This is a genomic window from Maribacter sp. PR1 (genome assembly GCF_028464145.1).
In the GTDB taxonomy this organism is placed as follows: Bacteria; Bacteroidota; Bacteroidia; order Flavobacteriales; family Flavobacteriaceae; genus Maribacter.
Genome location: NZ_JAQPCG010000004.1, coordinates 231,838 through 258,379 on the forward strand (window position 1 = coordinate 231,838; position 26,542 = coordinate 258,379).

The 26,542-nt window shown below is 36.5% G+C and carries 28 protein-coding genes; 12 read left to right on the forward strand and 16 right to left on the reverse strand.

Annotated features, from left to right (window positions below; all coding sequences use genetic code 11):
* Positions 1–31 precede the first annotated feature (31 nt).
* A complete protein-coding gene (locus PP182_RS10000; RefSeq protein WP_272651285.1) occupies positions 32–217 on the reverse strand; it encodes a CsbD family protein in 186 nt (61 codons plus the stop codon).
* 387 nt (positions 218–604) lie between these two features.
* On the opposite strand from PP182_RS10000, the gene PP182_RS10005 reads away from it, so the two are divergent.
* The gene (locus PP182_RS10005) at positions 605–1,138 is read left to right on the forward strand and encodes a lipid-binding SYLF domain-containing protein (protein ID WP_272651103.1); all 534 of its coding nucleotides are present in this window, start codon (positions 605–607) and stop codon (positions 1,136–1,138) included.
* A 350-nt stretch (positions 1,139–1,488) separates the two neighbouring features.
* Here the strand turns inward: PP182_RS10005 and PP182_RS10010 are convergent, their stop codons facing one another.
* The 5 genes from PP182_RS10010 to PP182_RS10030 form a co-directional block, all read right to left on the reverse strand.
* The gene (locus tag PP182_RS10010) at positions 1,489–1,938 is read right to left on the reverse strand and encodes a BLUF domain-containing protein (RefSeq protein WP_272651104.1); all 450 of its coding nucleotides are present in this window, start codon (positions 1,936–1,938) and stop codon (positions 1,489–1,491) included.
* Between the two features lie 561 nt (positions 1,939–2,499).
* The gene (locus PP182_RS10015) at positions 2,500–3,714 is read right to left on the reverse strand and encodes a Pycsar system effector family protein (RefSeq protein ID WP_272651105.1); all 1,215 of its coding nucleotides are present in this window, start codon (positions 3,712–3,714) and stop codon (positions 2,500–2,502) included.
* A gap of 22 nt (positions 3,715–3,736) precedes the next feature.
* Positions 3,737–7,474, reverse strand: coding sequence for a ShlB/FhaC/HecB family hemolysin secretion/activation protein (locus PP182_RS10020; RefSeq protein WP_272651106.1), 3,738 nt, complete (start codon positions 7,472–7,474; stop codon positions 3,737–3,739).
* A 37-nt stretch (positions 7,475–7,511) separates the two neighbouring features.
* Entirely contained in the window at positions 7,512–7,679 is a 168-nt protein-coding gene (locus PP182_RS10025; RefSeq protein ID WP_272651107.1) for a hypothetical protein, read from the reverse strand.
* Between the two features lie 4 nt (positions 7,680–7,683).
* On the reverse strand, positions 7,684–9,045 hold the full coding sequence (locus tag PP182_RS10030; RefSeq protein WP_272651108.1) for an NAD-dependent succinate-semialdehyde dehydrogenase: 1,362 nt from the start codon (positions 9,043–9,045) through the stop codon (positions 7,684–7,686).
* Positions 9,046–9,246: 201 nt separating this feature from the next.
* Between PP182_RS10030 and PP182_RS10035 the strand changes: the two genes are divergently transcribed.
* Positions 9,247–9,582, forward strand: a complete 336-nt coding sequence (locus tag PP182_RS10035; RefSeq protein WP_272651109.1) for a YtxH domain-containing protein — start codon at positions 9,247–9,249, stop codon at positions 9,580–9,582.
* Positions 9,583–9,930 (forward strand): hypothetical protein, encoded by a 348-nt coding sequence (locus tag PP182_RS10040; protein ID WP_272651110.1) that lies wholly within the window; start codon positions 9,583–9,585, stop codon positions 9,928–9,930.
* A 217-nt stretch (positions 9,931–10,147) separates the two neighbouring features.
* On the opposite strand, the gene PP182_RS10050 is transcribed toward PP182_RS10040, so the two are convergent.
* From PP182_RS10050 to PP182_RS10060, 3 genes are all read right to left on the reverse strand, one after another.
* Complete coding sequence (locus PP182_RS10050; RefSeq protein WP_272651112.1) at positions 10,148–11,197, reverse strand: helix-turn-helix transcriptional regulator; 1,050 nt, start codon at positions 11,195–11,197, stop codon at positions 10,148–10,150.
* Positions 11,198–11,387: 190 nt separating this feature from the next.
* Complete coding sequence (locus PP182_RS10055; RefSeq protein WP_272651113.1) at positions 11,388–11,870, reverse strand: Dps family protein; 483 nt, start codon at positions 11,868–11,870, stop codon at positions 11,388–11,390.
* A gap of 132 nt (positions 11,871–12,002) precedes the next feature.
* A complete protein-coding gene (locus PP182_RS10060; RefSeq protein WP_272651114.1) occupies positions 12,003–12,608 on the reverse strand; it encodes a DUF2652 domain-containing protein in 606 nt (201 codons plus the stop codon).
* A gap of 267 nt (positions 12,609–12,875) precedes the next feature.
* Between PP182_RS10060 and PP182_RS10065 the strand changes: the two genes are divergently transcribed.
* Both PP182_RS10065 and PP182_RS10070 read left to right on the forward strand, forming a co-directional pair.
* Entirely contained in the window at positions 12,876–13,457 is a 582-nt protein-coding gene (locus PP182_RS10065; RefSeq protein WP_272651115.1) for a hypothetical protein, read from the forward strand.
* 111 nt (positions 13,458–13,568) lie between these two features.
* Positions 13,569–14,465 (forward strand): mechanosensitive ion channel family protein, encoded by an 897-nt coding sequence (locus PP182_RS10070; protein ID WP_272651116.1) that lies wholly within the window; start codon positions 13,569–13,571, stop codon positions 14,463–14,465.
* 28 nt (positions 14,466–14,493) lie between these two features.
* On the opposite strand, the gene PP182_RS10075 is transcribed toward PP182_RS10070, so the two are convergent.
* The gene (locus tag PP182_RS10075) at positions 14,494–14,706 is read right to left on the reverse strand and encodes a DUF2945 domain-containing protein (protein WP_272651117.1); all 213 of its coding nucleotides are present in this window, start codon (positions 14,704–14,706) and stop codon (positions 14,494–14,496) included.
* Positions 14,707–14,998: 292 nt separating this feature from the next.
* On the opposite strand from PP182_RS10075, the gene PP182_RS10080 reads away from it, so the two are divergent.
* Both PP182_RS10080 and PP182_RS10085 read left to right on the forward strand, forming a co-directional pair.
* The gene (locus PP182_RS10080; RefSeq protein WP_272651118.1) at positions 14,999–15,271 is read left to right on the forward strand and encodes a hypothetical protein; all 273 of its coding nucleotides are present in this window, start codon (positions 14,999–15,001) and stop codon (positions 15,269–15,271) included.
* A 56-nt stretch (positions 15,272–15,327) separates the two neighbouring features.
* Positions 15,328–15,777 carry a ferritin-like domain-containing protein gene (locus PP182_RS10085; protein WP_272651119.1) on the forward strand — a complete coding sequence of 150 codons (450 nt, stop codon included), beginning with the start codon at positions 15,328–15,330 and terminating at the stop codon, positions 15,775–15,777.
* Positions 15,778–15,816: 39 nt separating this feature from the next.
* On the opposite strand, the gene PP182_RS10090 is transcribed toward PP182_RS10085, so the two are convergent.
* Positions 15,817–16,854, reverse strand: coding sequence for a helix-turn-helix transcriptional regulator (locus PP182_RS10090; RefSeq protein ID WP_272651120.1), 1,038 nt, complete (start codon positions 16,852–16,854; stop codon positions 15,817–15,819).
* A 226-nt stretch (positions 16,855–17,080) separates the two neighbouring features.
* Here PP182_RS10090 and PP182_RS10095 point away from each other — a divergent pair, with 226 nt between their 5' ends.
* Positions 17,081–17,782 carry an SOS response-associated peptidase family protein gene (locus PP182_RS10095; protein WP_272651121.1) on the forward strand — a complete coding sequence of 234 codons (702 nt, stop codon included), beginning with the start codon at positions 17,081–17,083 and terminating at the stop codon, positions 17,780–17,782.
* A 6-nt stretch (positions 17,783–17,788) separates the two neighbouring features.
* On the opposite strand, the gene PP182_RS10100 is transcribed toward PP182_RS10095, so the two are convergent.
* Together PP182_RS10100 and PP182_RS10105 are read right to left on the reverse strand one after the other, a co-directional pair.
* On the reverse strand, positions 17,789–18,805 hold the full coding sequence (locus PP182_RS10100; protein WP_272651122.1) for a helix-turn-helix domain-containing protein: 1,017 nt from the start codon (positions 18,803–18,805) through the stop codon (positions 17,789–17,791).
* 160 nt (positions 18,806–18,965) lie between these two features.
* Positions 18,966–20,024, reverse strand: a complete 1,059-nt coding sequence (locus PP182_RS10105) for a helix-turn-helix domain-containing protein (RefSeq protein ID WP_272651123.1) — start codon at positions 20,022–20,024, stop codon at positions 18,966–18,968.
* Positions 20,025–20,268: 244 nt separating this feature from the next.
* Between PP182_RS10105 and PP182_RS10110 the strand changes: the two genes are divergently transcribed.
* Both PP182_RS10110 and PP182_RS10115 read left to right on the forward strand, forming a co-directional pair.
* Positions 20,269–20,430, forward strand: coding sequence for a DUF1328 domain-containing protein (locus PP182_RS10110; protein ID WP_272651124.1), 162 nt, complete (start codon positions 20,269–20,271; stop codon positions 20,428–20,430).
* 44 nt (positions 20,431–20,474) lie between these two features.
* The gene (locus tag PP182_RS10115; RefSeq protein ID WP_272651125.1) at positions 20,475–20,657 is read left to right on the forward strand and encodes a hypothetical protein; all 183 of its coding nucleotides are present in this window, start codon (positions 20,475–20,477) and stop codon (positions 20,655–20,657) included.
* A gap of 59 nt (positions 20,658–20,716) precedes the next feature.
* Here the strand turns inward: PP182_RS10115 and PP182_RS10120 are convergent, their stop codons facing one another.
* Together PP182_RS10120 and PP182_RS10125 are read right to left on the reverse strand one after the other, a co-directional pair.
* On the reverse strand, positions 20,717–22,276 hold the full coding sequence (locus PP182_RS10120) for a hypothetical protein (RefSeq protein ID WP_272651126.1): 1,560 nt from the start codon (positions 22,274–22,276) through the stop codon (positions 20,717–20,719).
* Positions 22,277–22,333: 57 nt separating this feature from the next.
* Positions 22,334–22,738, reverse strand: coding sequence for an arsenate reductase family protein (locus PP182_RS10125; protein ID WP_272651127.1), 405 nt, complete (start codon positions 22,736–22,738; stop codon positions 22,334–22,336).
* Positions 22,739–22,874: 136 nt separating this feature from the next.
* On the opposite strand from PP182_RS10125, the gene cls reads away from it, so the two are divergent.
* Both cls and PP182_RS10135 read left to right on the forward strand, forming a co-directional pair.
* Positions 22,875–24,299, forward strand: a complete 1,425-nt coding sequence (gene cls / locus PP182_RS10130; protein WP_272651128.1) for a cardiolipin synthase — start codon at positions 22,875–22,877, stop codon at positions 24,297–24,299.
* A 47-nt stretch (positions 24,300–24,346) separates the two neighbouring features.
* Positions 24,347–24,910, forward strand: a complete 564-nt coding sequence (locus tag PP182_RS10135) for a hypothetical protein (RefSeq protein WP_272651129.1) — start codon at positions 24,347–24,349, stop codon at positions 24,908–24,910.
* A gap of 11 nt (positions 24,911–24,921) precedes the next feature.
* On the opposite strand, the gene PP182_RS10140 is transcribed toward PP182_RS10135, so the two are convergent.
* Entirely contained in the window at positions 24,922–26,445 is a 1,524-nt protein-coding gene (locus PP182_RS10140; RefSeq protein ID WP_272651130.1) for a GH3 family domain-containing protein, read from the reverse strand.
* Positions 26,446–26,542 lie beyond the last annotated feature (97 nt).

Here is a 26,542-nt window from a genome sequence, read left to right on the forward strand (position 1 = left end):
ATCAGAGGCTATTACATTTTTGGAAAAAAGACTACCAGGTTTCAATTTCCTGCCTGAGTTCCTCTTTTCTTTTTCCTGTTTTTTCCTGAAGTCTACCCAACATTTCGTCAAATTTACCTTCAGCAAATGTGGTATCATCATCGGTGACGTTCCCGTATTTTTGTTTGAACTCACCCTTTACTTGATTCCATTTTCCTTTTAACTGTTCATTATTCATCATTTAAATATTTTATAAGTTTAACTACTTGAAGTTATCCTAAATCAATGAACATTTGTGACGTAAATGGTTTGTTTATTGATTCATTCCCTGAACTCTTTTTATTTTATCCATTAATCCTTTCTATTTAAATAAAATATAACCCTGGTATTCTTATTTTCGATAATATTTATTCAGGAAAAGTGCTAAATAAATACTAATATTTGGAATTGAATTAACACTATAACCTATTGTAATATAAATATTTAGCTATTGCATCAAGAATCCAAGTGATAGCGGCAGGACCGTCTTCTCTTTCCCATTAACTTAAAAAAGAAGTTAGAGTCAAGGACTCAGGATTTACAGTCCATAACTTAAAAAGTTAAGTATAATTATAAAAAGCACATTATGAAAATTAAAACAATATTAGCTACCCTATTATTGGTAGTATCGGCGAACGTATTTGCCCAAAATGAAAAGGACAAAGAAGTAATGGCCGACGCAGAAAAAGCAAAAATGGAACTAAAGGAAATGGATGGTATGAATCGATTTTTCGATAATTCTACGGGTTACGTTATTTTTCCAAATGTTGGAAAAGGTGGTTTAATCGTAGGCGGTGCATCCGGTAATGGTGTTCTATATGAAAATGGAATGGCAAAAGGAATGGCCAGCCTAAAAAAAGTAGATGTCGGACTTCAAGCAGGAGGACAGGCATTGACTGAAATCATATTTTTCGAGACAGAAGAATCTTTGAAGGATTTTAAGGACGGGAACTATGAACTATCGGCTAATGCTACCGCAATAGCACTGGATAAAGGAATAGCAGCAAATGCCAATTATAAAGATGGCGTTGCGGTATTTACCAAGCCTAAAAAAGGCTTGATGGCGGACCTTTCCATAGGTGGCCAAAAGTTCGAGTATGACGAAATGCAAAAAAAGTAATTCTATACTACTTATAAATAATTTAAAGAGTCGAGGTAAACCTCGGCTCTTTTATTGTTTAAATCATTACATATATTTCTTAAGTGAACAGATAATAAAACTTCTTCGGGAAGTATTGGTTGAGGACTAGTAACCAAATTCCTATTTAAAAGTAATTGAGTACATACCCGAAAATCCAATACAAAATCAAGAAAACAAATATGGTCCCAATGCATCCACATTTTCCACCACCTATTTTCCTCGCGCCATACCAGGCTCCAATAATCTGAATAAGTTTTTTCATCGTGTAAAAATAAGGGGTAAGATAATTAAAATGGAACTACTAAAGTTAGTATGGTTAGCAAATAATATCACATGTTGCTGTAAGCGTGTTTATCCTCTATGTTCAATAAACTATTTACCTGTGCCCAAAGTGTTAACTTAGACGACCCCGGAGACCTGACTATATCCGCAGCGTGAAATATCTCGTGAAATAGCATTCTTTTGTGCCTTACCTGATCGGTAAGGTCCTTGAAATTATTGTGTATCATTGAAAATTTCGAAAATAACGGGAAATTGTTCTCTTCTAAATTCAACAACACAATGTCTTTATGCCGGCTATCCTTGCTTATCTTACCGAAAAGGTTTCTTACCTTTTTTTCATTCCCTTCCAATAATTGGATGAAATTTTTATCATGATAGACCAAACAACCTGTAATTTTATTTTGGGCATTAAATCGACTGGACTTTTGCATTAAAGCTTGAATGGCATCGTGGTCCAAACTTTCCCTAACCTTAGAGCGATAGATAAGTGAAAACATAGGAAATACATATTTCCTATTAAAATTATGGGTTTGTAGTTTTTAGTTTTAACCCAAAAAAGAAAAATTTTAATAGCAATAGACGAGCACCCCATACATCATCGATTACTAATAGAAAAATAAACAAGCCTAAGCGTTTAAAACAAAAATTTTGTTAAAAGAGTTAATTTTTTTAACTAATCTAAAATACCTTTGCGATAATAACCATAAACTGTAATGCAAAAAGAAAGTTTAGATACTCACAACTCTTCCAATGGGAAAACTAACAATACGTTGGTAACCACCATTAAATTTTCCATAGTTGTGGCTGCAATTGGTATCGTTTTCTGTATTATTCTTTTGGCAAAGAATGGACTTTAACGTAAACTAATCTTTAATTAACTTCCTTTCCTCTCTTTGTAAACTTTACATCTTTTTCTCCCCAGATATTTTGAATTCCACATCTATAAAGGTTCCTGAACCCTTTTAGGAGAATGAACTGACCTTGGGTTGGTTTGTAGCCAGAAACATAGAAATCTTATAGTGCAAGGATAGTTTCATGTTGAACCTTTCCCATTAATCTCACTCTTGGGGTATTTCCGGTAAATCTATTACCTGCTCCGGCCCGTAAAATTTTAAAGCAACGCCAAATACGATAACGGACAAAATCATACCAATCATGAATACGGTATAGGTCCATCTCAACAACCTATATTTTCTTTCCAGAACAACTCCCAAATAATATAGATCTTTGGTCAATGAAGAATAAATATAATCTTGGTCCTTAATTACTTCCTTTATGGCCCATTGATACTTTTCCAACTTCATTTTATGGAAGTTTCCAAAAAACAATAAATTCACTTTTTTTGTTTTTACATCCTCATCTGTAAACTCTCCACTCGTAACATTAGGCTTGGTTGCCAAAATGGACATGATCATGGAAACAATACTGAACAATATAAAAATGAACGTAGGGTAAATAAGGTAGTCGTTTGATGGATTATCCAGTTTAGGTACCAAATTGGCCAAAGAGAGTGAAATTATAATCGCATTCACGGATAAAAGTATATTTGCCTTGGTATCTGCTATATCGCTGAGTTTTATATGGTTTCTCAATGTTACCCTATATAATGTTTGTACTCCCCTATCCGGTATTTGACCCTTATATTTTGCCTTGAGACTTTCTTTTTTTATAAGCTTTTTGTTTTTTTTCTTGGCCTTTACCAATCTTCTTATATTCTTGTCCTTTGCCTTTTGCCACTCTTCCTTGGCATGGTCTGTATAAAACCTATGTTTTACTCTTAAGAGATAAATATTTTCTTCCCGCCAATCATCAACGGTACAATCCTTTAATCCTAAAAGTTTGAGTTCCTCACGTAAAAGCTCAGAAGTTTGTATGAAGCTTTTTTTGGCAAAATGAGATGAATCGGCATCTCTCATTATTTCCTCAAGTGGATTCTTGGGATCATAATTCATAGTCGTGGCCAATATTAGGTTGCAAACGTCTTCGATGAAATCTTCGCTACAGTTTTCCTTCGCCAAAAACTCCTGTGCCATTTTACAACTATGCTCTTCATGGTTGTCATGGGATCTTAGGTACCCTACATCATGAAACCAAGCGGCAACCATCAATTTTTCTTGGTCCTTTTCCGCTACTTCCTCTCCTTCTATAAGTTCCGCCGCACTATTGACTACGCGTTGAGTGTGTCTTAAATTATGATATAAATATTTTTTATCGATTTCCTTACCCAACTTTTGGGTCACGAAAACTTCCGCTTTTGATAAAATAGAATCCATATGAAGTATTAGTTATATTATTTTAAAAAGGTGCCAAAAATCCTACTTGGACCATATTTCCTTCTTTGGAATTGAAATATCCAATGTTAAAAGTTAGCGCTTTTAAACTACTTATCCATAAACCGCCCCCTTGGGAGGTATGCCAAACATTGGAGCTTTCATTGGAACTCCAAACCCTACCATAATCGAAACCTCCATACATACCAATAATGACCGGTGATACGGCGGTTACGTAGCGTTTAATTCTCCATTTCAAATCCGTGCTTTGATAGAACGATGATCTGCCCGTAAAACGTTCGTCCCTAAAACCCCTAAGTCCGTTATCCCCCCCTATAGAAGGCGTATGATAAAAGAATATGTCGTTGGATTTAGAAACCGTGTTATACGCTGCCGTACTACCCAAAACCAGGGCGCCAGATGATATTAACTTGTGATTGAAACCGAGCTTTAAAGAGGCATAGGCAAAATTGTTTTCCTGAAGATTTAGGTTGGCCTTATACCCTAATCGCAAACCGATATATATTGACTTCGAAGGAAAATCATCAGCATCGTCATTATCGTAGTACCCTGAAATCTCTGCTCCACCATAATTCTGGTTTTCAAATAGTTCCGGTCTCAAATTACTTTGATTAAATAAACGTTGGTCACTTTCGTTTAACTTGAAAGATTCGAACAACCCTCTAATTTTTAAGGTATAATAGGAAATCCCCGCACTTGCCTTTAACTGTTTTAATCGGGCACGATAGTAATCCCTTCCTAGGGCATTCTCATTGTTCACCGTTTCATTGCCCGTTCCAAAATAGTTTCTAGCGTATCTGTCGCTCGTGTAATAACCATCTAGAATAAAATTCCATTTAGGGAAAATATTTCCGAATGCTCCGGAATACTGTACTTCAGTCGCTGCGAAATTAAAATAATAATTGGCCTTAAGCGTGTGTCTTTGCCTGAAGTCGTTGCCATTTAAACCATTTTTGGTATAGGTGTTTGAAGCTCCAAGGAAGAATCCATCATCGGTTCTAAAACCTGTCGTTGGGACCAAAATATTGGTATTGGGTTTAAAGTAACGCCAATGATAGTTATTGGTCGTGTAGATATCACTCAATTGGGTTTTGGGTTCTTTATCCTTAAAATGAATCTCCTCGTGCTCCCAATCATATATTAGTACCCGCTTTTTATTTTCTATGTCGTAAATATCCTCACCATAACCACCAATAATCTTCAGTTTTATTCCAGGATTCTCAGTACCAGCAACCTGAAAAATATCATCATCACCCAATCCATACAACCACACTTGCTCGGTTTCACTTTCTTTAAAGATTCTTTGGAAGAAGATTTCGTTTTTTTCATCGGTCAATAATCTTTTGACCCTCACCGATAGTTCTCCATTTGGTAGTTTCTGTACTTCAAAAAGGTCGTCTTTCTCCGTTCCCGTAATGGCTACCACTTTATTCAAATATTCACCGTATTCCCCAGCCTTTTCTGGCAAAGTCTTCAAACGTTCTTCCAAACTGGACTTAAGAAATTCTGCGGTTTCATCCCTTACCTCGACAGGTAATCGCATAAAAGCATTTTCTATTACTTCGGGCGTCATATGCTCTTGGATATATTTTGCCTCTTCAACCCAAACTTCCGTACCATATTTGGTAAGTAATGCCCTGTCCAGTTTATTACCTCCCATATTTTGCCATTTGGCGTTGTCTATATCTCCATCAAAGGTTTGCCATCTTTTTGTCGTTGGCACAAAGAGTTTTACCAATTTCATCGCGTTTCCGTCAAACCGGGGAAAAACATTATCGCGATCCCTTGGCACGGGCATAAATTCCTTTTCACCATCCGGGGTTTCATATTCTATCCACCGCCATTGATCTTGATGCCTATCCCAGTCGCCAATGAGCATATCAAAAATTCGGGCTCGGATGAAATTCTTCTGGTCGATTGCAAAGGATTCGTCCCGCTTTATTCTTTCGAGCATATCCGTTGTGCTCTCAAAATCCTTGACCGTACCCGATACCTTGTCAATTGTTCTCCTATATCCCTTATAATTAAATTGCTCATCGGATGGGCGTCTTTGTATAAAATAAAGTTCATCGCCAAAATTTTCATTGTATTGTTCTAGCTGAGGCTGCCTGGGAACATAAAACAACTCGGTATCCGAATGGTTGATACCTACCGATTCCGCAAGTGGGTTTACTACCAATTGCATATAAGGGTGGGCGGTCGTAAAAAAATCAGATATAACCTCTTCTGCCCAAGTGTCCCTATAATCATCGGAACTATACGAAATTCCAGGTAGTTTAAACTTCAAAAATTTCAAGGCACTCTTTCTCAGGGAACGCATGGCGTATTGTTTACCATCCTTATCTGCCAATCGCAAGGAGAAAGATTGATGACCTCCACCCTCCTTCACTACATGTAGTCCCCCATATAGGGTATCTAAATTCACTACCGGAGCATTAACTGGCTTACCAAAATAAGATCGATACCTTTCCCCCCATAAAAACTTATAAAATCCACTTTTTTCATAATCTTCCGGATTGTCCAGAATTGGCGTGGTAACGGTTTTTCCAATATTCTTATCAATATCTGTAAACTGTTTTTCCTCTTCCATGGGTTTAAGCAAATCAAAGGTTTTGGAATTATCCAAATCATCCTCCGAAATGAAGGTTACCTGAGAGCTTCCATCATCATAAAAGTCCAATCTAGCAAAACCCCGTTCCCCATAAGCGTAGTCACCTTCATATGCCATGGAGCCCCCGATGGCCGTAATTTGGTTCTTCTCAATCTTTGTTGGACTTTTACTACCGAGGGAGCCACTAATAATTTGATGAATACCCCCTCCGGACAATAACTGTAGATTTTCCTCATGTCCTGAAACCAAAGTAATGCGGTCATTCGCCTGGGCCAAGGCACTTACCGCTATTCTTAAATAATTGTATCTTCTGGAATTAAGATGATCAGGATCGAAGGCCCCAAGATCCATTACCGCGTTACGCAATGTTCCCAAAACCGGTAAAGGAGTCATGTGCGATTTGAAAGATTCCGTTCCGGCGTATATGCCATTGCTCATTACCGGATGATGCATGGCTATAACAATGTTCTTTCCTTGGCCATCATTAATGTAGCCCTCCAATTCCTCCATGAAGCGCCTTCTGGTTACTATATTATCGCACTTTTTGTTGATATCCACCAATCTGGACCAATTTGATATAAACCATTTGGAATCTATCAATATTAAGTCTAAGTCGTCGTTAATTACCTTATATTCTATAGGGCAACCATTTTCCGGAAAGACTTCAATCCCCTCCAGATCTATTTCCTTAAGGTAATCTTCCACTTTTTCCATTTTGTCCAGCTCATAACTTTTCCACTCGCTATTGCCCGGAAGAAATATCGTGTTACCCTTAAAATCTTCAACCAATCCAATTTGCTCGGAAATTAACAGACTATCCTTCTCCCACGCATTGGAAGTGGCGGACACATTGTCTCCTGTAAAAATTACCGTGCTATTTTCTCCGCTTGTACCAATCTCAGACTTAAATTTCTCTAAAAGCTTTTTGTTTGAAGCTTCGGAAACATTACCATATCCTCCAGCGAGGTAAAAGGTGTGCATAATTTCCTTATTGTCATCGACACTGGATGCAGGAATCCTTTGATGTTCCTTAAATGTGGCACAGGAATGACTGAATAAAAAAACAACAATAACCATAAAAGGTATTGTCAATTTATTTAGAATTCTTTTTATAGAATGGGGATTTGTCATGTATATGATTTGGTTGAAAAGAAATTGCCGATTATTATTACTCAAAAGCTACTCCGCTGACAATAACCCCAATAATCATGAGGATTAGAAAACCTATTATGATAGCTGCCCCTATTTTGGTTTTTTTGTCTTTTTGAAAAATGTATTTCTGTTTATCCTTTTCAGGGTTTTTTACAAATTCTGTATTTTCTTCTCCTTGTTTCATGGTTTTAATTTTTTAAATAAACTGTTTTTTTGTTGACAAATTCCAATATACCTTCCCTGGACAGTTCCCTCCCATAACCAGAGGCCTTGGTTCCCCCAAAAGGAAGTCTTGGGTCAGATTTTACCATATCATTGACAAAAAATGCTCCATCGGAAATTTGAGGTATCAGTTCCAAGGCAGCCTCCATATCCTCAGTGAATAACATGGCACCGAGCCCATAACTGGATTGGTTGGCCAGACTAATAGCATGCGTTCTATCGTGCGCTTTAATAATCGCTGCCACAGGGCCAAAGGTCTCTTCATCAAATGCCGGCATTCCAGGTACAACATCGGTAAGTATTGTGGGTTCAAAATATGCCCCGTCCTTAGAATTACCTAATACTAATTTTGCACCTTTTTCCAAGGATTTATCTACTTGCGATTTTAGGGTTTCCGCTAAATCTTCGCGAGCAAGAACACCAATATAGGTGTCGGAATCCTTTGGGTTTCCAACTTTAAGATTTTTGGTAGCGGCAATAAATTTACTTATGAAGTCCTCATAAATTTCAGAACACACAATAAACCTTTTTGCTGCGATACAACTTTGTCCCGTGTTTTGCATACGTGCCTGCAACATAGTTTCTAGGTACTCATCCAAATCCGCATCCTCGAATACGATGCATGGGTTGTTCCCCCCAAGTTCCAAAACCGTTTTTTTAAGATTTTTACCGGCCGTTTCGGCAATACCCCTACCGGCTTTTTCACTGCCGGTCAATGTAACAGCCTTAATGGTTTTATGGGCAATTAAATTTTCGATTTCCTCATGGCCGGCCAATATGGATTGGAAACAACCTTTGGGATAACCAGCATCTAAAAAAAGCTGTTCCAAGGCTTTAGCGCATCCAGGAACGTTTTGTGCATGTTTAAGAATCCCCGTGTTTCCAGCCGTCAAGGTTGGTGCTGCAAAACGTATCACTTGCCAGAAAGGGTAATTCCATGGCATAACCGCCAAAATACAACCCAAGGGGTCATAACTTATAAAACTTTCCTCGGCATCCGTTTCTATTATTTCATCGGCAAGCAAATCTTCGGCATTGTAGCCATAAAAATCACAGGCCCAAGCACATTTTTCAATTTCGGCAATACTCTGAGAAATAGGTTTTCCCATTTCGGACGTTATCAGGTTTGCGTATTCCTCTTTTCTCTCCAACAATAACTCGGAAACACAATCCAATAAATTGCACCGCTCAGTAATGGGCAAATTGGCCCAATCCTTTTGAACCGATTGTGTTATTTTGAGTTTTTCCGTGATAGTAGAATCGGTATCTTTGGTATATTCCTTTAACTTTTCACCCGTGTATGGATTTTTTGACCAAATACTTGACATATTCTTTTATTTTCTAACAAGTAAAGATAATTTCAAGTACCAAATTTCATTAGTGCTTTCCCCCAAATTGTTAACCCTTTTGCGTTTTATGCATTGCCGTTAATAATTAATGTATTTGAGCTAAGCCAACCCGTTATTTAAGTGCAATTTTGTAAGGTAGAATGATGAAAGACATCATATTTTAACTAAAAATCAATCATTATGAGTAATAATACTGGAAATACACTCCTAGCAATCATCGCAGGTTCTGCTATCGGTGCTGCTTTGGGCATACTTTATGCACCGGAAAAGGGAGAAGTCACAAGAAAAAGAATTGCCGATAAAGCTAACGAAACTAAAGATCATTTAGCTGAAAATGCAATGATCTTAAAGGATAGGGTAGCGAATAGCATTGCCACGGAGAAACAATCACTAGACCATAGGGTAGAATCCTTAGTGTCTGACGTTAGCTATAAAACGGAAGACGTTATTACAACTTTGGAATCTAAACTGGCAGAATTAAAAGCCAAAAACAAGAAACTTCAAAAAACTTCGTAAATGGGGGTTTTCGAATCGCTTAATAATACATCGAATAAAGCTGTAGATATAAGCGAGCAGTTTTATAGAAAAACTCAAGAGTATTATAGACTCAAGGTTTTCCACCAATTGGCATCTACTACCGGAATGTTCAGTAAATTGTTCATTCTTGGTAGCCTAGCCTTTCTAGGTTTACTCTTCTTAACTATTGGCGGCACACTTTATCTTGCCGAAGTATTGAATAGTTTGATTTACGCCTTTTTATTGGTAGGAGGTATTTTTTTTCTTATTGTCCTTATTTTATGGAGATTAAGAAAAAACATAGATAATGCTATTGTAAAAAAAATGTCGCAGAAATTCTTTAATTAATAATGTTCTTGTTAGATGTATAATAATTTTGAAGAAATAGAATATGACCTACAACGATTGGATCTTGAGCGAAAAATTGCACTGGAAGAATTAAAAGGTCTAAAGCAAGAGGTTAAAGAAGATTTAAGCCCTTACAATTGGCTTTCTACTACAATCTCAATTGTTAAGAAATACGGGATACTATATCTAATAAAGAAAATACTCCGATAAAATAGGATTAAGAACCGACCTCTAGAGATAAAGGTCTTTTTACATTATTTTGGAATTCACTCGGACTTATTCCAAATTTATTTTTGAAAATTTTTGAAAAATAACTACGGCTACTAAAGCCGATAGAATAAACAACTTGTGAAATATTCATGTCCGATTTGCTTAAATAGTCCCGGGCAGCTTCAAGCCTTACATGCCTAATATATTCCGTGACTGTTCTTGCGTATAACAGTTTAAATCCCTCTTGAAGTTTTGCTTGAGAAAGGCCGGAAGCCCTGGATAGTTGTTCCAAAGTATAATCTTTAGAGACATTCTGTGCAATCTTGTTTGCCATATCCCTGATTATTTTCAATTCCCGACGTAATAAGGAAGTAGTTGGCAAAGAACTTTTGCTTTCCTTCTCGTGCTGTGCAATGTGCATGGCCAGAATCTCATAAACCAATCCTTCGATTTGCATAATTCTAATCATTCCATTGTTATGCCGGACTTTTCTTAAAGCTGATATTTTATTGGCCAACTTAAGATTATAGGAACCAAAATAGGAGAAGCGCTTTTCATGATCTGTATCCATGAAAACCTTATATAATTTTTTATTGAGTTCCTCAACACCGTTCAATCGCTTTTTTAAGAATTTCCTTCTTGTAATTTGAATTACATTGATAGCCAGTTTTACCCCTTTGGAAAAATATCCCAAACTTGCTGTTTCATCGGTATTGGCAATAATTACCGATTGAAACTGTTCAATGGTTTTTATATCACTTTCAGGTTGATTTTTAAAACGATGAGCGCATTGACCTTCCAAACAGTAATAAAAACGGATAGGATTAAATTCAGAATAATTACTCTCAAAAACTACGTCCTTATGGAAGGTAATATTGTACTCCAACAAGGTTACGCCCCAATCGTAAGAAATAAATTGAATTTTTCCCGTAGCATTTTCGTTATTCACTATTAAGGTGTATTCCCCCCACCTTTCAGTTAAGTCCCCGCCTATTTGAGTTTGTATTTGTCTTACGTTATCTCTTGTTGAGCTTCCTGTAGTTTTAATCTCAATCATATCATGAATTCTTTATTATAAAAGCCCAACCAAAAAAATTGATTTTGAATAACATGCAAGTTATGATTTTTATTAAAAATTTTATTCTTTTCTTATGGAGATACCTTCTATAAACGGTGTAACGACTAGCTGAGCATAAAAAAAGCTCCCCAATGGGAGCTTATACCCTTTAATTATAGTTTAACGATAATCATAACTGGTCTCTGGTATCCTTTGACCATGCATCCAACATCCAACTAACTTTTTCAAGACTAGCAATATATCCGCCCATCATATCAATGGTACCCTCATCATCGGCCTCCTCTGCTTTTTTGACTACCTTACTCATTTGTTTTAGAATAAGTTCATGGTTTGTTAGTATATGCTCGACCATTTTCCTGTCACTGGTCAAAGATGATGTTTCTTCAACTTTCGATAACTTAAAATATTCGGTAAACATACTCTCCGGATGATGCCTTAAGGTTAGGATTCTTTCCGCGATTTCATCGATTTTAATTCGTGCATCGGTGTAGAGTTCCTCGAATTTCTCGTGTAGATCAAAGAAATTTTTACCCAAGACGTTCCAATGAAATCCCCTTAGATTTTGGTAATAAATATTGTAGTTCGCCAAAAGAACGTTCAGCTCTTTCACTACCGGTTCAACTTTTTCTGTTTCGATGTCTAAATAGCTCATATTTGTATTTTTTTGATTAATAGTTTAGTATTCAAAACAAAATTAACCACAACATGCTGTTGCATTTGGCTCATTAGAATCAACCCTTGACGCAATTCAACTTTTTGGAATTTATGAACTCAAAGAAAATGGTTATTTCTTTACTAAGGGCTTTAAATTAATGTAGTGGTAATGGATTTTACCTACGTGGTCATATTCATTATGATTCTTTTTTAGCACCCCCCAATCAAATTCAGTATCCAAATCGTGTTCTTCGTAATACTTGGTAAGACCTTCGCTTAAAAGGATGTATTCATCCATTCTTATTTTGTTCTTTAGAAGGCGGTGAGCAATAATCAAATCCTCTCCAAAGAGTTTTATGCGATTTCCTACCTTGGTCGCAGCCACCTCCTCACCAAAATGAAGTATAATTTTCAGACCCAACACTTCTGGAATTACCGGTGCGTCCTTGTCTTCCTTAAATTGTTCTCTTAATACTACGAGCTGCTCGTAAAATTCCAAGTAGAAACTTTCACACTGTTCTATTAATTTTTTTAAGGGGGGCATTTTACCTGTTTTGAAGAACAAAACGGCGTCTCCTTCGATTTCAGAAACCTTGAGACCAATTTTGTTGGAATAGATTATTTTGTTGAGAAGGGTAGGGATCACCTTAGAGCTTAGGTCAAAATCTGTTCCGCTCATAAATTCCGTAAAACCACTTATATCAGGAATACATAATAAAGTAGGGGTTGCTTTCATTTATTGTGTTGAATTTGGGATTTTGTTCTACAAAAACCCATGTTAACTCGGATTTTCGTAATCAGTTTAATTATGCTAACATAATTCTTTGATTGGAGATTTAGTAGCTCAAAAACAAAAATAATTATTCCTTACCCATTCCACATAAACAATGTAACACTCAGATTTTGTTACCGTTAAGAATCCTTGGGATACAGCAAAAGGAAACAAGTCTTCTCCGTTATTTTTGTAATGAATCGAATTTAAGAACCTAAAAAAAGAGTAATAATGAAGAAATTAATATTGATTATAGGAGTGGGAGCTCTTATTACAAGTTGTAATATAAAGAAAGAGGAAAAAGGTGAAATGCCAGAGGTAGATGTAGATGTCATGGCAGATGCAGGAGAATTACCCGAATATGATGTGAATTGGGCGGATGTAGACGTGGGTACCACCACTAAAACCGTCAACGTACCCAAAGTAGTCGTAGTAATGGAAGAGGAAGAAGTTGAAGTTCCTTTTATAGATTTTGACATGCCAGAAGGTGATAGCACCGAGATAGAAGAACGAACCATTATGGCAGAAGCCGAAGTTACAGGTACCGAGCATAATTTGGATATTAGAAAAATTTATGCATCTGGAAACAAATTGTTTGTCGTTTCGGAATTAACCAGTACGGACACTTCAATTGATGATAAAACTATGAGAGTTTCTGACCAAGTAGTTTTGAATGCACCAGAATTGGATGTAAAATATTATATCGTTGGAGAAAGACCTGATAACATGTTCAATAGTAAATATGAATATGTAAGTGACATGAGTGAGATTGACAATGAAATGAAGGATTACAAGGTCATTTACGAGAAATAAGATTTTTGGTTGATTGGTTGAAAGATGATTCTCGTATGGTAAAACATACGTGAGTCATTTTTTTTCATCTATAATGAACTATTCTACTATAACCCTTTTAACATAAGAATTATGAACGAAAAATTTTCAGAAGCCTGGTCAAAAATGATAGAAAAGCTAGAAGATTGGTTTGATGCCCTCATTCTCAATTTGCCAAATATTATCATAGCCATAGTCGTTTTTGGTTTCACCGTAATTATTTCTAGATACATAAGTAAAGGCGTAGCCAGATTATTGGAAAAAACAAAATTACAGGCTTCCATGCGGAGTCTTTTATCCAAAATAGCGTCTATTGCTATCGTATTATTGGGATTGTTTTTAGTATTGGGAATCCTAAACCTCAGCAAAGCCCTAAATACAGTTCTAGCTGGGGCTGGTGTTGTAGGGTTGGCCGTAGGTTTGGCGTTACAGGGAGCTTTGGCAAACACGTATTCCGGTATCGTATTGTCTTACATTAAACATATAAAGTTTGGAGATTGGATTGAAAGTAATGGTTTTGAGGGAGAGGTTATAGATCTTGATTTAAGATCGGTAACCTTAAAACAACCGGACAACAATCTTGTATTTCTTCCCAATAAATTGGTCGTGGAGAACCCGATTAAAAACTATTCTACCACCGCACAATCTAGGGTTATACTGGGGTGTGGTGTAGGTTACGAATCCGATTTAACTTTTGTAAGGGATTTGGTCAAGAAAACAATTTTAAAAAATTTTGAATCCATTGAACAAAAGGACGATATCATCTTTCTCTATGAAGAGTTTGGTGATAGTTCCATTAATTTTGAAACCAGGTTCTGGATAAAATCAACATCTGCCCTCGAAGTGGCAAAAGCCAAGACAGAGGCTATGATTTCCGTGAAAAAAGCATTTGATGAAAATGGTATCAATATTCCGTTCCCCATACGTACATTGGATTTTCCACAGCAGCTAAAAATAGTTTCAGAAGAGGAAACGAAAAAGAACGATTAGCGAACGAGGTTAAAACAGTACGTTACTACTACTCCTGTTTTTCAACTTCGCTCTCGCTTTTTAGAACATGGTCTCCATCTTCTTGTTCAATATATAGGGCCTTGTTGCCCTCCTCCCCATTTCTGGTTACCTCAGTACCCTTTATTTTCTTGGTAATCTTATGATCATAAGTATCCATGACCTTTCCTTTAGCGGTACCACTACCCCATTGCCAACTTACAACTGTTCCCTTTGTAATCATGTTCTAAAATATAATCTGTTTCGAATTCGAACTTGTGCTTCCCATTGCCATTTATTTTGGAGAACAAGACAATGGGAAGAAGGCCTTTGAGTAAACCCACAAATTCAAACCAATTTGGAATATTAACTATGGTTGTGAAATTGCAAATTTTTTGGACTTAATACCATTTTTAGACTTCAATTTTTTAACCCGGAAAGTTGAAAAAATGACCGTATCGGAATGAGCAAAAACTAGGATTAAAAAAGCCAATAGAAAGATGAACCAACGACTAGCTTTGTGAAAAATATTGAACATGCTTTCCATAGTTGAATTTATCGGCGGAGTTTCAATCCTAATGGCTTCTGGTTTCATTCTCATATTTATAAAAGAAACTGTATTACACCAAACCAATGATTCCAGTTCAAAGCTTGAACTGAAAAGTTCACAGAACAAGGAATCCTTTATCCAGATTGATATGGATTTAATTACGGACGGAAGCGTTCAGAAAGATTCTGAACGAATAAAGGAAAAGAGAAAAAAACTTGAGGCGTTTAGACTTAGGAATAAGTTTTATCAAATTAAGTAAAGGATGTCAAAGGACCTACATCCAAGAAAAAGGTCCATCACTTAATACAATTAATTATGAGTACATACACAGAAACCGTCGGAGATAAACTAAATGACATTTTAGAAAAAACCTACGACGCGGAAAAAGGGTTTAAAAAAGCCGCCAACAATACGGAAAACGTTGGCCTAAAGACATATTTTGAGAATAAGGCCAAGCAACGCTATGATTTTGGCCATGAGCTAAAGAGCGAAATAACGGCCTTTGGACAAAAAGTGGAAAAGGGAGATAGTTTAACGGGAAAAGCGCATAGGGCCTGGATGGATGTTAAAGCTATGTTTACCTCAGACGATGCAGAATCCATGTTAGAGGAGGCTATACGAGGTGAGAAAGCAGCCGTAGAGGAATATGACGAAGTTCTTAAAGAAACTTCGCTTCCCTCGAGCACCTCATCTATTTTGAAAAGTCAAAAAGTGGCTATAGAAAATGGTCTTACCAATATAAAAACATTGGAAGACCTGTCCTAAAACAACCAAAGATTGTTTTGAAAAAGAAAAAAAAGAAGGCTAAGCGGCCTTCTTTTCTTTTTCCAATTGAATGCGATTTGCATTTTTCTTATACGTCTTTGGACTACAATTATATTTCTTTTTGAATATTTTACAAAAATAGCTTCGACTTGTAAATCCAATCGAATAAACGACTTGTGAAATATTTAAATCGGTAGTCCTAATCAATTCTTCAGCTTTCCTAAGCCTGACCAACCTAATATATTCCCCCAAAGTGGCGTCGTGCATAAACTTGAAACCAAGTTGTAATTTTGAGGGAGACAATCCAGATTTTTCGGAAATATTGTTTATACTGTGCTCGGCCTCCGGATAATTGTTAATATAGTCCGTTACCTCGCTGATCATTTCCAATTCTTTCTTCAAGAGCGTTGTGGCAGGTTTTAAACCTTTTTCCAAGTCTTTTTTAAACTGCTCTATCTGTTTTGCCAATATCATATGACAAACCCCATTAAAATAACTCAAGGAGGCTATAGAGTTGGCATACTTTGCCTCGTCCAATTTTTTAATCAGTTCTCCAATCTCCAAATTAAACTTGCCCACATGCAGGTGACCCATTATTTCCTTATCATAGGATTTTAATAAAGAAACCAGTGTTTCACTATCCGAGGCCTCAATATCCTTTTGGTATTCCTTGATATCTACTCTAAGACAATTAAATACCACGTGCTCCTCCCTATTAAAAATGAGTTTGGTTGTATGCTCGTTATCATTAAAGACAACTGCAGTTTGCAATTCCTCTAACTTTGTAACAATTTCGTGTCCGCTGAATTTATGGAAACAATTGCCCTTAAGGCAATAAAACAAATATACTGTTTCGTCATTTTTTTTGTCCATAAGTAGCTCAAAGTCCTTTTTAAGGGACAGATCAAATTCCATTGCAGTGAGCCCCTTTTCCAGGTTTACTACATTTATTTGTCCTGAGCCAATAGATGGATCTACAACCAACACCGGAACTCCCTTGTCATTTGTGACTTCACCTTTGAACTTCTCATTTAAGAGATATAGCTCTTGTAAAGCATTTCTTCTTCTTTTTTTCATATCGGTATTATTTAACGGTTTTGTAGGATTTTACCCTAAAGTAAAGATAAAGCGACTTATAATGAAGCCTTGCCGAAATAAGATAAATATTTAACGAAATACGGCAAAAACCCCCATATTTGGCCGAATTAAACAACTTACTGCTAATGGGTTACATTTTTTGGTGTTTCCATCAAAACCAGTACTGTAATTTAACTTACTTGCAAGTGTAAAATAGTGAAGGAAGATGTATTTTAAATTATCGAATACGGCGGCGAAGGAGACATTGGAGAAGATGACGAAGACCTATTTTAAATATCCAAATCTTTATAGACCCCAAAATATTATCCACGGATTAACCGAGGCAACATTGCCAATTGTTACTATGGAAGAACCAGATCAACTTTCGTTGGCCATCTGGGGGCTACTTCCGGAGAGCCATACTGATGACTGGAGTGTGTTTCAAAATAATTTCAATACCCTTAATTTTCACGAAGAATCCATGGACTCCAAACTTTGGTATGCGGAAACCATGAAAGAGCGGAGGTGTTTAATTCCGATTACCGGTTACTTTACTACTCTTGTTGAAAATGGGGAATTTTATTTTTTTAAAATTGAACTAAAGAGTGGGGAGCCTTTTTACCTTGCGGGCGTTTATAATATTTTAGAGGATGGGTTCATCACCTGCTCTATTTTAATAGGGCGAACCGATGATTTTATAAAACAAGTTCAGAATACTGTAGATACGATGCCAATTACAATATCCAACGAAGAACGGGATGAATGGCTCAGTCAGGAGACGAGCCCGATGAGAATCAAACAACTTTTAAAAAGACCCGTTAAACAAGATTTCAAAGCCACTTCGATTTCGAACGAGCTCTATAATTTTGACGATATAAATAATAACCTATTTGCCTCTTTTGAAGTACCTAGTAAAGAACTAGGTTAAAGGTTCTCATGACTTTAAATGCTTTCTATACTCGGTAGGCAAGACCCCGTAGGCCTCATTGAAAATTTTTGAAAAATAACTTCTACTCTTTATCCCGACCAGGTATACAATCTCGGAAATAGTTAAGTCCGTAGTTTTAATATAGTCCCTGGAAACTTCCAGTTTTAATTGCCTTACATACTCATTCACGGTTTTAGAATATAAAACCTTAAAACCCAACTGCAATTTTTTAGGACTCAGTCCTGATTTTCTAGATAATACTTGCACTGATATAGGTCCAGAAATATTATCGATAATGTAATCGGCAAGGTGATGTATCTTTTTAATATCCTCTTTAGAGATGGATTCTTGAACTTTCCCTTCACTTTCAGAGTTGTGATGTTCCAAAAGTTGAAGGGAAAGAATTAGATAGATTCTGCCCTCAATGGAAAGCGTCCTCATAATACCACTATCATGAACATTATTCAACTCTTTGACCTCGTCCGCTATTTTCAAGCTATAGCTACCCCCGTGGGAATAGGGCATATTATTTTTATCATCGTTGAATACCGAAAGCAACAATTCATTTAAGTGGGATACATTGTTATTCTTCTTCTTTAAATACTCTTTTTTGAATATTCTTATACTGTTTACCTTTAATTCCTCTTTTGCAGGGAAGATGAAATTTTTTTCTTGAAAGCGTTCTGGTGAAATTATTATATTTTGATATTGCTCCAATTGAAACTTATTGCCCAAGTGGCCCTCCTTATAAGTAATAGCGCCCTTGGATATAAAAATGAACTCTACCGGGGAAATACCTTTTGACTTAATGGTAATTTTTGTATCATCATAGAATGTTATTTGACTGTCCATTAAAGATACCCCCCAGTCAAAGCCTATATTCCTAATAACCCCTTTACCTAAGTCATTATCGAAAGAAAGTGTTCGTTCACCCCAACGTTCTTCCAGAGTGCCTTCTAAGCGCTCCTTGAGTTGATTGAGGATGTCCTCATCCTTTACACTTTTAATAACGATTTCTTTCATAGCTATTCTTTATAAAACAACTATCGCAAAGAAATTATAATTTGATCGTATCCATTAACATTTATGAAACGATCGTTAACACAAATGCGCCGTTTTGCAAATAAAAAATTTGTTAAAGAGATGGGTAATATACTTCTATACAACCCATACAATCAACTATTTAAGCGGATTTAGTAGGAGTACTATCCTTAGAAGCGTTTAGCCTTTTTAGGTATTGAGAGGGAGTCATGGAATAGCGTTCCTTAAAGAGTTTTGAAAAATAACTTCTTGAGTTAATTCCAATCTTATACGTAATCTCGGTAATGTTTAAATCGGTTTTCTCCAAAAGTCCCTTGGCCAGTTGCATGCGCTCATTTTGAATGTAATTGTTTACGGACATACCGTATAAATGCTGAAAACCATTTTGAAGTGTATTTTGATTAAGACCCACCCTTTTGGCCAAAGCGATGATATTATCTACTTGATCAAGTTCAGCTCCTATAATCTCAGCGGCTTCCTCCAGCTTCTTTACCGTAGCCTGCCTTAATATTTTTCTATTGTCGGGATCAGAGGAATCATCTACGTATTGTCTCAAGTGATGCGCTAATATTTCATAACATTTCCCTTCTATAAATACACTTTTGGGGAAGCCAGTATGCTCGCACTCCTTAATGGCCTCCATACATTGTGCAATATCCAGACTATAATTCGCTTTGTAAAAGAATAGGTTCACACCATTAACATCTCTGAATAACGCTTCTAGTTCAGAGTCCATATCAGGTAAAAAATCACCTATCTTTTCCTCGAATAGTTTACGGTTTATTTCAAGATTAAAGAAGCAAATAGGTTCATTGGCGGGTAAGACAACCATGTTACGGTGTTTGCTATTGCTGGACAACATAGCACTTTCTAGATGTCTAATATCATGAGAATCCTCTTTCCCATTAAATCTGTGAACGAAGGCAGATTCTCTGTTATAAAGAATTTCCAAGGGCTGTACCAAGGACTGGTTCAATTCAAAATGTACCTCTTTTTTTAAACGCACGTCCAAGTCCATGATTCCCACACCATGTGAGAATGAAATGGCCCTTATTGTTCCCGTTCCGGCATCTTCTGGAATGTCAATACATATCTCATTATTTTCCTCTTCATAGTCCACACCCAACCTCTTGGCAATATCTTTGACCACATCGACCACATTCAGGTCCTTAAGTTCTACTTTCTCGCTCTTCTCACCCATGTTTTAAAGCCATAAGCCTACAAGATAATACAATTTCATATAGGGTTAAACAGTATGACCCAATTGGGTTAAAGAATATCACAAAACCCTTTATTTGCCAATTTTACCATTCAAAAAAACGTGATATTCGAATGAGTCAATGATTCCCCTTATACAACAAAGAGGTTTCAGTGTTTTATCTCATCTTTACCAAAGTAGAAAGAGGGATAGCCCCTTGAGTATAATTAATCTTAAACACACAATTATGTTACGTTGGACGATAACTTTTATCATATTAGCCATTATAGCCGGAGTTTTAGGTTTTGGTGGTATTGCAGCTGGAGCTGCAGGAATAGCTAAGGTGCTATTTTTCATTTTTATTGTACTTTTCCTAATCTCATTAATTAGAGGAAAAAAAGTAATATAAAAACAACAGCCTACTAATAAATTATTAATCTTAAATTGAAAATAATGAGAAAGTCGATACTAATGTTCCTTTTTTGTCTAATGACAGTAGGAGTTGCATTGAGCTGTAGAGAAGAAAAATCTACAGGGGAAAAAATTGAAGATGGTGTAGAGGAAGTTGGAGATGAAGTTGAAGAGGGCGCTGAAGAAGTTGAAGATGCTGTTGAAGATGCTGCCGATGATCATTAAAATAGTGTAAACACTAACTTTGAAGAGGGCTTTATAGCCCTCTTTTTTATGTCATTCACCTATTTCTTTTTACCGCTACCTGTAATTAAATCAATTAGCCCATCTTCCAAACCAACCCATAAGTAGTTAAAAAATGATTTGTTCTGGTTTCTCTCAACCTCGATATTTCCATAACGAAAGCCGTCCTTATCTGCCTTGGAACCATCGTTAATGAACAAATTTCCTAGGAACGAGATTATCTTTTTCACATGGTCGCGTTCTTTATTCAGTAGTTGTATTTTAAAATCCTCATAGTTCATTTTAATATCTCCTTGGGCTACAAAATCCCCTCCGCTCATCGTAAAGTACATTTGGTCAATAGTTCCCTGTGCCCTTAGCCTTGCGTTGGGTACCAAAAAATCATTTAAACTGGAAGTTTTTAAGTTGCTAAGCTCTCCGGATACTATAAACTCCTCTTTAGGATCAAATACATTGAACTTCCAATCCAACTTAAACATTCCGCTTCCCATGAATTTAGAGTCAATTTTAATAGCTACCACTTCCTCACTATTTTGCATATTTGAAAAGTTTAAGACATGAACTCCCAAATCCTCAAAGGTTAGTATGCCCGGTCTGGCATTGTTGGGAGCATTTTCCTCATAAGCTAAATAGCCTTCTTCAATTGCAATGGTCTTAATCTGAAGTTTAACGGGTAATTCTCGGATAAGTTCCGCGTATAATGGTCTTTTTATTTGATTATCCAAAAGGGTTTTATCCCGATATAAATCAAACATGGGCTTTTGTACGGTGATGGAATCAAAATTTAGATAAAGTACTTCATTAACCACATCTAAATCGTGCCTTTGTATTAGAATAGAGGGCACTTCCAATTTTAGGTGATCCCGCTCATACCGAATCTTTTCACTTAATTCCTTTCTTGAATATTTTGTGTTGAACCTAAAATCTAAAATTTCTATAGTCTGGTTATCCATACTATATTCGCCAATAAAGAACTCTTCAAATTCACCCGCAGGTCCACTTATATTGGAAAAAGTCAAATCATAATCTTGAAATTTGAAGGGTATATATTCTTTAATTTGAATTGAATCCGTGCCTACATCCTTCATAGAAAAATCGATGGTCTCAATTTTTAAAAGATTCTGTTCCCCTGATGAATCCAATATTTCCACTTTGCCCTTCTTAAATACTATTTCGTTTACTGAAATTGGTTTTAAGAGATTAATGGGTTTGTTTGCTTTCGAAATATTGGTGGTATCCTTTGAGCAGGTTCTAAAGTTTAATGAAGGTTCATCCAATTCAATTTTGCGGGCATGGATTTCATCTTTTGAAAAGAATCGCCAATAACTAAATCCTTTGACAAGGATTTCATCGGAATGTATTCTTATTTCACAAGATGATGTTTGGCGTCCGGTACTATTTACATCTGCGTTCCTAAACTCCAAATCGCCTTTAATAAGACTAATGTTTACTTGATCATAGGAATATTGAATATGGTTGGGCACCTTACGTTCCAAGAAATCGACAATGGCTTTTTTCATTTGCCATTCCGCTAAAAAATACAATCCTGAAAAGAGAATGATAATACCTAGTGCCCATTTAATAATACGTTTAAAGTTCATAAGCTACTAAGCAGAAGAAGTCAAATTAAATATCAACCCATTTAAATATACGTATTATTACGATTTCTTCAAGCCTGCACTATCGGGTTCCATGAATTTTTTAAAACTAGCTGCGCTTTCAAGCTCTATATAGTCTTCTCCGTCAAGGGCAATTGGATATTTTAACAGGTGTGGTTCTTTCTCTAAAATTTTAAGCCAATCGTTTTCCTCTAGCTCCTGCTTATTTTCCCCATAAGTTTCTAAAAAATCAGGGTGATCTTGTGCCACTAAATCTCTTATTTCTTTATCTAGCCCATCTGCCAATTCTGCCCACTGGGTTCCGGTTACATTGGTTTTGGAAACATCGACAGCTAAGTTTTTTTTCTTGGAAGATTGTATGTAGGCATGTATTTGTTTGCCTATAGAATTTTCCGAACTGTAGTATAAAGTAATCTGTCTTTTATCCATTGCAATGACTCCCATTTTGTTTGATTTTTTAAAATTAGTACTCCTCCTGCCCCTAACTTAGCTCATATCCAATTAAAAGTATTCGTAACGCTACTAAAGTAGGTATTCACCATTAAAATACATTATATTGTTCTTCACTTAAAGATACTAAATGAAGACCATATTATGGATAGCCTATTTGACCGTTACTCTTTGGAGTATTGTCAACATTATCTTTTATGGAAAGCGATCCACCAAGATGATAAGCTGGTCTTTAGCCATAATAATCCTACCCTTTTTAGGTCCTATTCTCTATTACCTCTTTGGTATCAACCGTCGAAAATTCAAACTTTTTAGGTTAAAACAAACCGAAAAAAGAAAACTATATTCAGAAACCTACAAAGAGCTCAAGGGAGGAGAAAAAAGCGTGCACGAGTTCGAAGACTACAAGCACAATAAAATAGCTACCCTTATTAGAGAGAATAGTTATTTTGCTCCTTACGAGAACAATAAAATAGAACTCCTTAATGATGGGGAGGAAGCCTTTGGAGCTATTTTTGATGCCATTGAAAAGGCGGAAAAATTTATCCATCTACAATATTATATTCTGGAGAAAGGAGACCTTTTGGACCGATTTTACGAACTATTTGAAAAAAAGATCAAAGAAGGTGTGGAAATTCGAATGTTGTATGACGCCCTGGGAAGCCATTCTATTCGTGGAAAAGTGGTTAAACGATTCAAGGAATTAGGTGTTCATGTATTTTCCTCTATGCCCATTGAATTTGGAAATCTCTTGTTCACCCTTAACTATCGAAATCACAGGAAGATAGTTGTCATTGATGGTAAAGTGGGTTTTACTGGAGGCTTTAACGTTTCGGATAAATATATAAAATCCATTTCGGAGCTAGGGCTTTGGCAAGATCTTCATGTAAAGCTGCAAGGGCCCGTGGTCAATAGTCTACAACGTGTTTTTATTAAGGATTATCATTTCTCCAGTGATGAGGACCTCCTTTTAGAGGATAAATATTTTCCGAAAATCGATGCTTTTGGGGATAGTATAGCACAGGTGGTTTCAAGCGGACCTGATTCCAAATATCCGGCCATTATGCAACAATATTTGGCAATGATCAGTGCTGCAAAAAAAAGTATTTGTATTGCCAATCCCTATTTTATTCCAGGATTACCGGTTCTGGAAGCCCTTCAAATCGCTGCTTTAAGTGGAATTGAGGTTAATCTTCTGACCCCAAAAAATTCCGATTCCCTTTTGGCCAAGTACAGTATGTTTTCTGGATTCGAGGGTCTATTGAATGTGGGAGCCAATATATACCTGAGGCCCGATTTTTCGCATAGCAAGGTTATTGTCATCGATGGAGAAATTGCTTCGGTTGGTTCGGGTAATTTTGATTACCGAAGCTTTGAACATAACTTTGAGACCAATGTGCTCATTTATGATAAGGAGATAGCTAAAAAAGTAGAAGAATTATTTTTTGGCCACTGTAATAATAATATTCAATTAGAGTTAGTTGCATTTAAAAAGAGATCTATTTTCTTTAAGTTTATGGAAGGTCTTGCTAAATTCTTTAGCCCATTATTATAAAACTTGATATTTTGCTTTTATTTTCATTTCTAATTCTAAACCTCTTTATGAAAACTACAGAACCACACATAATTCCTGAAGCAATAAAACAGGAGGCATTGGTGGCACTATCACACTATCCTGAGCTTGAGAATACTCCAATTGAATTTAAGTTTAAAAAGCACATAAAAAAATCTACTATGCAGGCTCAACCTGCTTTTTGGAGTGTTTTTAAAAACAAGAGAAAACGGAAGTATAAGATACTGATCAGTGAAAATATTAAAATAGCGGATACCCTATATCAGACCAAGAATATGCCTTCCGAAATCATGATAGGATGGTTAGGACACGAGTTGGGCCACATTATGGATTTTGAGGAACGAAGTGGTTTAAACCTAATAGGTTTTGGCATTAAATACCTTACTTCTAAAAATTATATTAGGGATGCCGAACGTCGGGCGGATTCGTTTGCAGTTCATCATGGAATGGAGAAGTATATCCTGGCCACCAAGGAATTTATTTTGGAAAAAGCGGGGCTTTCGGAAAAGTATATCAATAGAATAAAAAGGCTCTATTTGAGCCCGGAAGAAATCATGTTATTGGTTGATGAACGTGATGCCTTACTAGACTAAGCTTTCGCCACCTAACTTTGTTTATCTACAAAATCTTCCCATTCCTGAAATTTTTCCTCTCCCATAACCCTTTCCATTTTAACCTGCCCACCTTTCTTCTTATTCTGATCATTCCAATCATAGAAAACATCGGGTTTCACAATAAATACTTTTACTCCTTTTAGCGCCTTTGAACGGGCCACTTTATAATTTTTATTGGCACCCTTTAAAGATGTGTCCAACGTTTTGGCAGCTTCCTTTGGGTCTACATCAGCATGGGAACCCAAGTACCAAGTATGATAAAAACCATCCTCGTATTTTTTGGCGCATAACGTATATTCGGGTACCTCGATATCTAGTTTGTTTTCCAGTTCTTGAAGTGCGTCATCTAACTTGTTTACGGATAATTGGGAACCAACAGTGTTCAGAAAAAATTTGGTTCTTCCTGTAATCTTTATTTCAGCGCGTTCTACATCGGTAAACTCTATGGTATCACCAATAAGGTAACGCCAAGTGCCACTTACCGTACTTATGATAAGCACATAGTTTTGACCTTTTTCAACTTCTGCGAGTGTTAAGGATGGAGCATCCTGGTCCAAGGATCCATCCTCCAAAATATAATCAGGATCAAAGGGTACAAACTCAAAATAAATACCGTTGTCGGTCACCAGCTTCATGGCATCCGTTTCAGGCCTGTTTTGAAAAGCAATGAAACCTTCGGAAGCTAAATAGGTATCAATTACCGTTATGGGTCTTCCCATTAAGGCATTAAAACTCTTTTCGTAGGGGCCAAAAGCTACACCTCCGGAAGTATACACTTCAAGGTTTGGCCAAATTTCATGTATATGGTTTAAGTTGTGTGATTTTATAACTTCTTTTAACATCAACTCTATCCAAGAAGGGATACCGCTTAATCCGCCAATGTCCCAATTGGGAGCTTCTTCGACAATTTTTTCAACCCGTTCGTCCCAATCATCTATTTCAGCAATTTCTTCGCCTGGCTTATAGTATCCCCTAAACCAAGATGGAATATTACTGGCGCTTATTCCACTAATTTCACCCTCTAAGTGATCTTCCTTTTCGATCAGATCCGTAGAACTACCGAGCATTAAAATTCCTTTCTCAAAAAAATCGGACGGAAAATCAAAGTTGCTCAATGCCAAGACCTGTTTAATTCCTGCCCACCGGATGGCCTTGATCATTTCCTCGGTTACTGGAATGCGCTTGCTGGTCTTTCCAGTGGTACCTGAACTTAAAGCAAAGTAGTCCGGGTTGCCAGGCCAAGTAACATTTTCCTCACCCTCATGAAGTTTGTACCACCACGCATCGTTGATACTTTCATAATCAAAATAGGGAACTTGTTCCGAGAAACTTTTCCCAATATTATCGGACGCCAAAATCCCTTGAAAATCATACTTTTCCCCAAATTGAGTTTTTGAAGCTTGCTCCAGTAATGAGGATAATACTTTCTGTTGTTCTTCTATTGGGTTTTCATCCCCTGCAATGGTATCGGTAACATCTATAAGTCCTTTAATAACACTTCCTATAATGGGCATTTCGTATGATTTTGGTTGAAAGTTAAAATTACCAATACGCCTATATATAATTTCCTCAAAAAGACTTTTGTTTAACTGCTTTGAAAATAGGGTCTTT